Raw genomic sequence first — 8,502 nt, forward strand, 5'->3', positions numbered from 1 at the left:
AACCGAACCACCGCCTTCGCGAGCAAGCCCGCTCCCACATTTTTGACCGCAATCAGGCAGCGGTGGGTGAGGGCTTCAGGCACTCGATGGAGCGGTCCACCGTAGTCCTGGCAATTTCCAGCAAATGCCACACCGCCAGAATCTTCGCCCGCTCGGGATTATTCAGCGCTTCCCCACAATCCAATGCGGTGGCTGAAGCGCTGTCGAGCAAACTGGCGGTGTAGAGCAGGGCATCTTCGAAGCTCAGGTCTTCGTTGACCGAGTGAAAACCTTGGCTGGGCAGGTAGTGATCGATGGCGCGGTTGAAGGCGGCGCGGTCTTTTGCAGGGTCTTGGGGTGGATCGGGTATGACTTTGTTCATGGTGTAGTTCCTGTCTGATCAAGGAGCCGACACCTTTTGCGACTAAACAAAGGTGGCGACTGTACGCAGGTTAGTCGACCGGTCAGACAAGAAACCCGGCGCGCCCGAGGGCGCCCTGCGCACAGCCACCATAAAACGTCATGGGACCATGCGCCTGTCTGAATCAGGGCGACTAAACCCGATCACTGAATTGGCAGTGACGGACCGCAGACTAGCCACCGATTCCAGCAGGCACAAGGCGGCGAGGATTGTCTAGGAAACGTCCTGCAATTAGAAGAGACACGACTTGCTGGCCCTTTACAAACCATGACCAAATGCCACTAATCGCCTGATCCGTATGGCCGCCCGTCGACTGACCCTGTCGCAGGGCTAGGGCTTCAACTGCTTCCAGTCAATCGCAAAGCGCGCCAGGTATTTACGCAGGCGATCCGCATCATTGGGCTGGGCCTTGGCCTGGCGTGATACACCGAACAGGCGGCGGCCGGCGTCGGACAGGCTGTCGGATTGCAGGCACACCTCGATCACGGCCTTGAGTTGCAACTGGTCGAACAGGTCCAGGTCGGCGGGCAGCAGGGTGTGCGGCTCGGACAGCCCCCAGGCGTAGCGCAGGCGCTGGATTTCTTCTTCGGCCTGGGCTTCATCGATACGTCCGCTGTCGGCCAGGGTCGCCATGCGCGTGATCGATGCCGACAGCTCGCGAAAGTTACCCAGCCACGCCGCTTCGCTGGAACAGGCAAACGCCAGGTAGCGGCGGCGCGCTTCGAGGTTGAAGCGCACGCGGCGGCCTTGCTCGCGGGCGTGGCGCTCTAGTTCGAAATCGATATTGGGCTCGATGTCTTCGCGCCTGCCCGCCAGGCCCGGCAGATCAAAGGTCCACAGGTTGATGCGCGCGTACAGGTCTTCGCGAAACAGCCCTTCGGCCACGCGCCCGCGCAGGTCGCGATGGGTGCCGGCGATGATCAGGAAGTCGCTGGCCACTTCGCGGTCGGCGCCCATGGGGTAGAAGCGCTTTTCTTCGATGGCTTTAAGCAGCATCGCTTGTTCATCAGGGCCCAGTTCGCCGATTTCATCGAGGAACAACATGCCGCCATCCGCCGCGCGCAGCAGGCCGTCGCGGGCGTTTTGTGCGCCGGTGAAGGCGCCTTTGGTGTGGCCGAACAGCGCCGACATCGCGCCATCGCCGCGCAGGGTGGCGCAGTTGACTTCCACGAAGCGCCCTTGCACTTGATGGCGGCTGCGTTTGAGTTCGTAGATGCGTCGGGCGAGGAAGGACTTGCCCGCGCCCGTGGGGCCGATCAGCAGCATCGGCGCCGTGGAGCGCACGGCCACGCGTTCGATCTGCTCGATGGAGGCATTGAACGCGCTGTTACGCGTGGCGATCCCCGACTTGAGAAACGCCAGGCCTTCCAGGCGCTGGTGGGCGAAGCGTGAGGCGATGCGATCGTAGCGCGACAAGTCGAGATCGATCAGCGTGTGTGTGCCGGTGGCGGGCGCGGTGTCGTCAAGGCGGCGGCTGGGCGCGGTCTGGATCAACCGCGCGGGCAGGTTGCGCGCCTCGGTCAGCAGGAACCAGCAAATCTGCGCCACGTGCGTCCCGGTCGTGATGTGGACCAGGTAATCCTCATGGTCGGTGTCGAAGCGGTAGTCGGTGGTGAAGTCGTGCAGCGCGCCGTAGACCTCTTCGAAATCCCAGGGGTTGTTCAGCGGCATGGGGTGCAGGTGCACCTCGGTGTGGGGCGAGATCTGCTGGACATCGGCGCGCACCCGCTCGGCGAGGCTGACGTCACGGGCGTCGGTGTCGTGGATCAGCTCCAGGCGATCAATCTGCAGGGTGTCCTGCTGGCATAGGCCGACGCTGGGGCGCCAGTGATTCCAGCGGTTGGCGCCTTTGCCGACGCGATCCAGCTTGGAGCCGATAAACCCGATGGCGACGGTGCGCTTGTGTTTCATGGCTAGACCAAAATATAAGTAACGATATGTGAGGATATGAAGTTGGCGATCAGCTTGTCATGGTTTTTTTAGGTGTGAGTTATCTGTTGTTAAAAATAACTATATAAAACAATTAGATATGTGTTTTTAGAGCGGCTTTTAAAAAACTGGCACGCCCGCTGCTATGTCCCTGTCAACGCCGCAGCGCCGGCTTTAAAAAAAGAATCGAGATCATGCAAGAGAAAACCTACCAACTGCTGGAAGTCGCCAACGGCAAGCCGATCAAACTCTGGACCCAGGGCGTGCCGGTCGAGCCCGAGGCCCGCCAGCAACTGATGAATACCGCCAAGATGCCGTTTATCTTCAAGCACCTCGCGGTGATGCCGGATGTGCACTTGGGCAAGGGTTCGACCATCGGCAGCGTGATCCCCACCGTGGGCGCGATCATCCCGGCAGCGGTGGGCGTGGATATTGGCTGCGGCATGATTGCCGCGCGTACCACGCTGACCGCCAGCGACCTGCCCGACAACCTCCACGGTCTGCGTTGTGCCATCGAGGCCGCTGTGCCCCATGGCCGTACTCGCAGCCATAAAGGCCGCGACAAAGGTGCATGGGAAGATGTGCCGGCCCAGGCTGACCAGGCATGGACGGCGCTGCACCTGCGCTTCAAGGCGATCACCGGCAAGTACCCGCAACTGGAACGCAGCAACAACCGCCAGCACCTCGGCACGCTGGGCGGCGGCAACCACTTTGTCGAGGTGTGCCTGGATGAAGCCAACCGTGTCTGGTTCATGTTGCACAGCGGTTCGCGTGGCGTGGGTAACGCCATCGGCAACTTGTTTATCCAGTTGGCCCAGGCGGATATGCAGCAACACCTGGCGAATTTGCCGGACCGCGACCTGGCGTATTTCGAAGAGGGCAGCCGGCACTTCGATGACTACGTGGAAGCGGTGGGCTGGGCTCAGGATTTCGCCCGGCAGAATCGCGAGTTGATGATGTGCGCGGTGGTCCAGGCCACACGCCAAGTGATCAGCAAGCCGTTTGAAGTGGCGCTGGAAGCGGTGAACTGTCATCACAACTACGTGCAGAAAGAGCGGCACTTTGGCGAAGACATCCTGGTGACGCGCAAGGGCGCGGTGTCGGCGAAGAAGGGCGAGCTGGGGATTATTCCGGGCTCCATGGGCGCCAAAAGCTTCATCGTGCGTGGCCTGGGCAACGAAGAGTCATTCTGCTCGTGCAGCCACGGCGCTGGCCGCACCATGAGCCGTACCAAGGCGAAGAACACCTTCACCCTGGCCGACCAGATCCGCGCGACGGCCCATGTGGAGTGCCGCAAGGACGCCGATGTGATCGATGAAATTCCGATGGCCTACAAGGACATCGATCAAGTCATGCACGCCCAGCGCGAGCTGGTGGAAGTGCTGCACACCTTGCGTCAAGTGGTGTGCGTCAAAGGATAAGAGGGGAATAGAGATGGAAAGGGAAGAACGCCACCCATTGAGCGACGCCATGCGCGCGCGGGTGCTTCAGGAGCTGGAGCGCATAGAGCGCGAGCGCAATGTGACGGTGCTGTATGCCTGTGAATCCGGCAGCCGGGCCTGGGGTTTTGCCTCCACCGACAGCGACTACGACGTGCGTTTTGTCTACGTGGAAAAACCTGGCTGGTTCATGCAGGTGGATACGCCGCGCGACGTGATCGAACGGCCGTTGGATGACGAGCTGGACGTGAGCGGCTGGGAGTTGCGCAAGACCTTGGGCCTGCTGCGCAAATCCAACCCTACACTGCTGGAGTGGCTTGATTCGCCGCTGGTGTATCGCCAGGAGGCCGAGGCTACGGCGCAGTTGCGTGCCCTGGCGGAGGCGTTCTACAGCCCGCCGGCGGCGCGCAATCATTATCTGTCGATGGCCAAGAAGAACTTTCGCGGCTATCTGCAAGGCGACTCGGTGCGGTTCAAGAAGTACTTCTACGTACTGCGACCGTTGTTGGCAGTGCGTTGGATCGACCTGGGGCTGGGGCGGCCGCCGATGACCTTCGCCGATTTGTTGAGCACAGTGGATGACGCACAACTGCTCGATGAGGTCGCAACCCTGCTGGTGTTGAAACGCAATGCAGGGGAAGCGGCTTACGGGCCACGGCGCCCGGCATTGCACGCCTACATACAGCGTGAACTGGAACGCGAAGTGCCGGTATTGCCACGCACCCATGAAGACGCCCAACAACTGGACCACTACCTGCGGGACACGGTCAAACGCTTTGCTTGAGGATAAATATGAAACAGGACGTGATTGAACTTGACGGCGCCATCGGCGGTGGCCAGGTACTGCGCAGCGGGCTCAGCCTGTCGATGGTGACCGGGTTGACCCTGCGCATCAAAAACATCCGCGCCAAGCGCAGTCGGCCAGGCTTGATGCGTCAACACCTGACCGCTGTGCTGGCAGCGGCGCAGGTCTGTGGTGCCAAGGTGCAAGGTGCTGAACTGGGCTCGCAAACCCTGGTGTTCGAACCCGGGCCGATTCAAGGGGGCGAATACCGGTTTTCCATCGGCACAGCCGGCAGTTGCACCTTGGTACTGCAGACATTATTGCCAGCGCTGCTGCGCGCACCCGCGGCCAGCCGCGTGACGATCTGCGGCGGCACCCATAACCCGCTGGCACCGCCGGTGGACTTCCTGCAGCGCGCCTGGCTGCCATTGTTGCAGCGCATGGGCGCGCGCATCGAACTGAGCCTGAACCGCTACGGATTTGTACCGGCTGGCGGCGGTGAGTTAGAGGCGTTTATCCAACCCAGCGAGTGGGTGCCGCTGCAGTTGATGCAGCGCGGCAAATTACTCGAAGCCCGCGCGATAACCCTTAACGCAGGGTTGCCCGCCCAAGTGAGCGAGCGCCAATTCAAGCGCGTGTGCCAGCGTTTATCGTTTGATGATACGCAACTGTTCCCGGTCGAGATTGACCCGCAGCAGGGCCCAGGCAATGTGCTGATGCTGGAGTACGTCCACGAGCACGTCACCGAAATATTCAGTGCCTTTGGCATGGCCAAGGTGCGCGCCGAAACGGTGGCCGACCAGGCCATCGACCAGGCCATTGCGTGGCGAGGCACCGACACGGCGGTGGGCGAACACCTGGCCGATCAGTTGCTGTTGCCACTGGCACTGGCGGGAGGTGGCCGTTTCACCACGTCGCACATGAGCGAGCATTTGCACAGCAACATGCTGGTGATCCAGCGCTTCCTGCCGGTGGTGATCGAGAGTCACGTGCTGGAGGAGGGCGGCTTGAAGGTCGAGTGCCGAGCGCGCTAGAGATTCTCCGACGTCACAATCTGCGGCGGTATATGCACCCGATGCCGCACCGGGTCGAACCCCTCGGCACTCTGCAACTCCACCATCAACGCCACCAAAGCCGTGGCCGTCCGCCCCGGCTGCGAGTCCATCACTACATCAATCAAACCCTGGCTCAGCGCCTGGCGCGACAGCTCGGTCGACTCTTGCAGGATGCAACACAGCGCCGGGCGCTTGGGCAGTTGTGCCAAAGCGCTGATGATGCCGTCACCGCCACCGCCCACCACGCACAGGCCGCGCAGGTCGCTGTGACGGCTGATCAGGTCGAGGGTGGCTTCCTCGGTGATGTCGCAGTTATCCAGGTTGATCAGCGGCTCCAGCGGCTTAAGCCCTGGAGCATGTTCGGCCAGGTAGCTGTGCAGGCCTTCGACCCGTGCCTGGTGGCCGAGAAAACGGTGGCCACCGAGCAAGATCCCCACGCTGCCTTTGCGTGCGCCGCACGTGCGGGCGAGCAACCAGCCCATGGTGCGGCCGACCACGTGGTTGTCCTGGCCCACATAGGGCTCATCGGCGTGTTCGTGGATATCCGAAAGCAGGGCGACCACCGGCACGCCGGCTGCGCGGATCTGCGCCAGGCAGGCGTTGATCAGTGGGTGGGCAAAACTGACCACCGCGAGGCCGTCGCACTGCACGGCCAGTTGTTCGATTTGCGCGACGATGGCGCTGGGCGTGCGATCGATGATGTATTCGAACTGGCAAGTGAGGTTGGCACCGGCGTGCTGCTCGGCTGCATCGCTGATGGCACGGGCCAGGTTGGCGTAGAACGCTTGGGCGGTGCCCAGTAGCAGGATGCCGAAGCGGTAGGTGGGGCGCCGTTCGCGAATGCGCTGGCCAATCAGTCGCGCGGCAAAATAGCCCACGGCTTCGGCGGCCTGGAACACCTGTTCGGCGGTGTCCGGGTTGACCGGCGCGCGGGCATTCAAGACCCGATCAACCGTGGCCACACTGAGCCCCGCCTGGGCGGCGACGGTGGCGATGGTCGGGCGTTTATTGTTGTTCATGACTGGCCCCTGAAGCGTCTTGATAGAAAACTATCAAGCCCCGCTGGACCTGGATGATAGCTTGATAGGGAATGGATTCAAGGCCTTGAGGCAGATTTACCGGCGCTCTATCGTTTCTTCGCAAAGCACCTGAAACCCAACGCTTGCGGAGAACAATAACAATGCCTGAACACGCCGCTCATCCCGCCCGCCGCGACTACAGCCTGACCGGCCCGGAAGCTGCCCGCGCAGCAGAAAAAGGCCTGGTCTCGGCCAGTTGGTATCAGTCGCCGATTTCGCGTAAACGCATGAAAGAACTGATGCAGCGCCGCGACGCCCCGGCCTTGCTCGACACGGCTATCTGGGTGCTCGCGCTGCTGGCCACCGGCTTTGGCGGCTACTGGTTCTGGGGCTCCTGGGCCTGCGTGCCGTTCTTCGTGGCTTATGGCGTGCTCTATGGCACCGCCTCCAACCCGCGCTGGCACGAAACCGGCCATGGCACCGCGTTCAAGACCCGCTGGATGAACGACGTGCTGTACCAGGTTGCGAGCTTCATGTGCATCTTCGAACCCCACGTGTGGCGCTGGAGCCATGCCCGCCATCACACCGACACCATTGTGGTCGGCCGTGACCCGGAGATCGTCGAACCGCGCCCGCCAAGCCTGTGGCTGATGTTTCTGAGCCTGTTCAATTTGCCCCTGGCCTGGAAGACCTTCAGCGGCGTGGCGCGCCATGCGGTCGGCCAGATGAGTGCCCAGGAAGCGGATTTTATTCCTGAATCCGAATGGCCCAAGGTGTTCCGCGCAGCGCGGATCTGGGTCGGCATTTATGCCGTGGTGATCGGCAGCGCGCTGTACCTGCACAGCTGGCTGCCGCTGATGCTGGTGGGCCTGCCGAGCCTCTACGGCGCCTGGCTCGGTTACCTGTTCGGCCTTACCCAACACGTGGGCCTGGCCGAAGACGTGCTGGACCACCGCAGCAACTGCCGCACCATCTACATGAACCGCGTGCTGCGCTTTATCTACATGGACATGAACTACCACCTCGAGCACCACATGTACCCGATGGTGCCGTACCACGCCCTGGCGCAACTGCACGAAGAAATCCGCGGCGATTGCCCGCCGCCGTACGCGAGCATTTTCGAGGCATACAAGGAAATCCTGCCGACGATCTGGAAGCAGCGCAGCGACCCGACGTATTTCGTGCAACGCCCTGTCAACCGGGGCCCGGAACCGGTTGCCAACGCGCCGATGCATGCAGAAGCCACTGCCGGCTGAATCCCTCCCAAGAACAAGAGAAAACACCATGAACGATCAATGGATCGACGTCTGCGCCGTGGGCGAAATTGACCAGGAAGACGTGCTGCGCTTTGACCATGGGCCGCACACCTACGCGGTGTACCGCTCCGCCGAGAATGAGTTTTTCGCCACCGCCGGCCTGTGCACCCACGAAAAAATCCACCTTGCCGACGGCCTGGTGATGGACCACGTGATCGAATGCCCCAAGCACAACGGGCGTTTTGATTACCGCTCCGGCAAGGCCCTCGGCGCACCGGTGTGCGTCAACCTCAAGACCTACCCCGTGCGGGTCGAAGCGGGGCGGGTATTGCTCGCCGTCACGGCGTGATCATGAACGCACCCCTGATCATCGTCGGCGCCGGCCATGCCGGTGGCCGCGCGGCGCTGACCCTGCGCGAAGAAGGCTATACCGGGCAACTGATCCTGATCGGCGACGAACCGCACTTGCCCTACGAACGGCCGCCGCTGTCCAAAGGCCTGCTGCAGGGCAGCATCGACCTGGCGGGGTGCAGCCTGTGCGACAGCGCGCGGCTGGCCGAGCTGGGCATCGAGCATATTGCCGGCAACCCGGTCCGCCAGCTGGACCCGCAGCAGCACCG

At 62.1% G+C, this 8,502-nt stretch carries 9 protein-coding genes; 6 read left to right on the top strand and 3 right to left on the bottom strand.

What is annotated here, in order from left to right; translation table 11 throughout:
• Positions 1–52 precede the first annotated feature (52 nt).
• Together WBR57_RS09085 and rtcR are read right to left on the bottom strand one after the other, a co-directional pair.
• Entirely contained in the window at positions 53–361 is a 309-nt protein-coding gene (locus tag WBR57_RS09085; protein WP_424083540.1) for a DUF6124 family protein, read from the bottom strand.
• A 369-nt stretch (positions 362–730) separates the two neighbouring features.
• Entirely contained in the window at positions 731–2,311 is a 1,581-nt protein-coding gene (gene rtcR, locus WBR57_RS09090; RefSeq protein WP_424083541.1) for an RNA repair transcriptional activator RtcR, read from the bottom strand.
• Between the two features lie 212 nt (positions 2,312–2,523).
• On the opposite strand from rtcR, the gene WBR57_RS09095 reads away from it, so the two are divergent.
• Genes WBR57_RS09095 through rtcA form a run of 3 tightly spaced genes read left to right on the top strand, consistent with a single transcriptional unit; the run spans position 2,524 to position 5,586 of the window.
• The gene (locus WBR57_RS09095) at positions 2,524–3,750 is read left to right on the top strand and encodes an RtcB family protein (RefSeq protein ID WP_424083542.1); all 1,227 of its coding nucleotides are present in this window, start codon (positions 2,524–2,526) and stop codon (positions 3,748–3,750) included.
• Positions 3,751–3,763: 13 nt separating this feature from the next.
• Positions 3,764–4,552, top strand: coding sequence for a nucleotidyltransferase domain-containing protein (locus WBR57_RS09100; protein WP_424083543.1), 789 nt, complete (start codon positions 3,764–3,766; stop codon positions 4,550–4,552).
• Positions 4,553–4,560: 8 nt separating this feature from the next.
• The gene (rtcA, locus tag WBR57_RS09105; RefSeq protein ID WP_424083544.1) at positions 4,561–5,586 is read left to right on the top strand and encodes an RNA 3'-terminal phosphate cyclase; all 1,026 of its coding nucleotides are present in this window, start codon (positions 4,561–4,563) and stop codon (positions 5,584–5,586) included.
• On the opposite strand, the gene WBR57_RS09110 is transcribed toward rtcA, so the two are convergent.
• Positions 5,583–6,626 carry a LacI family DNA-binding transcriptional regulator gene (locus WBR57_RS09110; RefSeq protein ID WP_424083545.1) on the bottom strand — a complete coding sequence of 348 codons (1,044 nt, stop codon included), beginning with the start codon at positions 6,624–6,626 and terminating at the stop codon, positions 5,583–5,585. The genes rtcA and WBR57_RS09110 overlap by 4 nt on opposite strands.
• Positions 6,627–6,787: 161 nt before the next feature.
• Here WBR57_RS09110 and WBR57_RS09115 point away from each other — a divergent pair, with 161 nt between their 5' ends.
• The 3 genes from WBR57_RS09115 to WBR57_RS09125 form a co-directional block, all read left to right on the top strand.
• On the top strand, positions 6,788–7,882 hold the full coding sequence (locus WBR57_RS09115) for a fatty acid desaturase family protein (RefSeq protein ID WP_424083546.1): 1,095 nt from the start codon (positions 6,788–6,790) through the stop codon (positions 7,880–7,882).
• Between the two features lie 28 nt (positions 7,883–7,910).
• Positions 7,911–8,231, top strand: coding sequence for a MocE family 2Fe-2S type ferredoxin (locus WBR57_RS09120; RefSeq protein ID WP_424083547.1), 321 nt, complete (start codon positions 7,911–7,913; stop codon positions 8,229–8,231).
• Between the two features lie 2 nt (positions 8,232–8,233).
• On the top strand, positions 8,234–8,502 hold a 269-nt coding region (locus tag WBR57_RS09125; RefSeq protein WP_424083548.1), incomplete at its 3' end, for an FAD-dependent oxidoreductase.

The sequence above is a fragment of the Pseudomonas sp. genome (assembly GCF_049590575.1).
In the GTDB taxonomy this organism is placed as follows: Bacteria; Pseudomonadota; Gammaproteobacteria; order Pseudomonadales; family Pseudomonadaceae; genus Aquipseudomonas.

Coding starts and splice junctions, on each gene's coding strand:
- rtcR (WP_424083541.1), bottom strand. CDS start 2,311: ATGAAACACAAGCGCACCGTCGCCATCGGGTTTATCGGCTCCAAGCTG.
- WBR57_RS09110 (WP_424083545.1), bottom strand. CDS start 6,626: ATGAACAACAATAAACGCCCGACCATCGCCACCGTCGCCGCCCAGGCG.
- WBR57_RS09115 (WP_424083546.1), top strand. CDS start 6,788: ATGCCTGAACACGCCGCTCATCCCGCCCGCCGCGACTACAGCCTGACC.
- WBR57_RS09095 (WP_424083542.1), top strand. CDS start 2,524: ATGCAAGAGAAAACCTACCAACTGCTGGAAGTCGCCAACGGCAAGCCG.
- rtcA (WP_424083544.1), top strand. CDS start 4,561: ATGAAACAGGACGTGATTGAACTTGACGGCGCCATCGGCGGTGGCCAG.
- WBR57_RS09085 (WP_424083540.1), bottom strand. CDS start 361: ATGAACAAAGTCATACCCGATCCACCCCAAGACCCTGCAAAAGACCGC.
- WBR57_RS09120 (WP_424083547.1), top strand. CDS start 7,911: ATGAACGATCAATGGATCGACGTCTGCGCCGTGGGCGAAATTGACCAG.
- WBR57_RS09100 (WP_424083543.1), top strand. CDS start 3,764: ATGGAAAGGGAAGAACGCCACCCATTGAGCGACGCCATGCGCGCGCGG.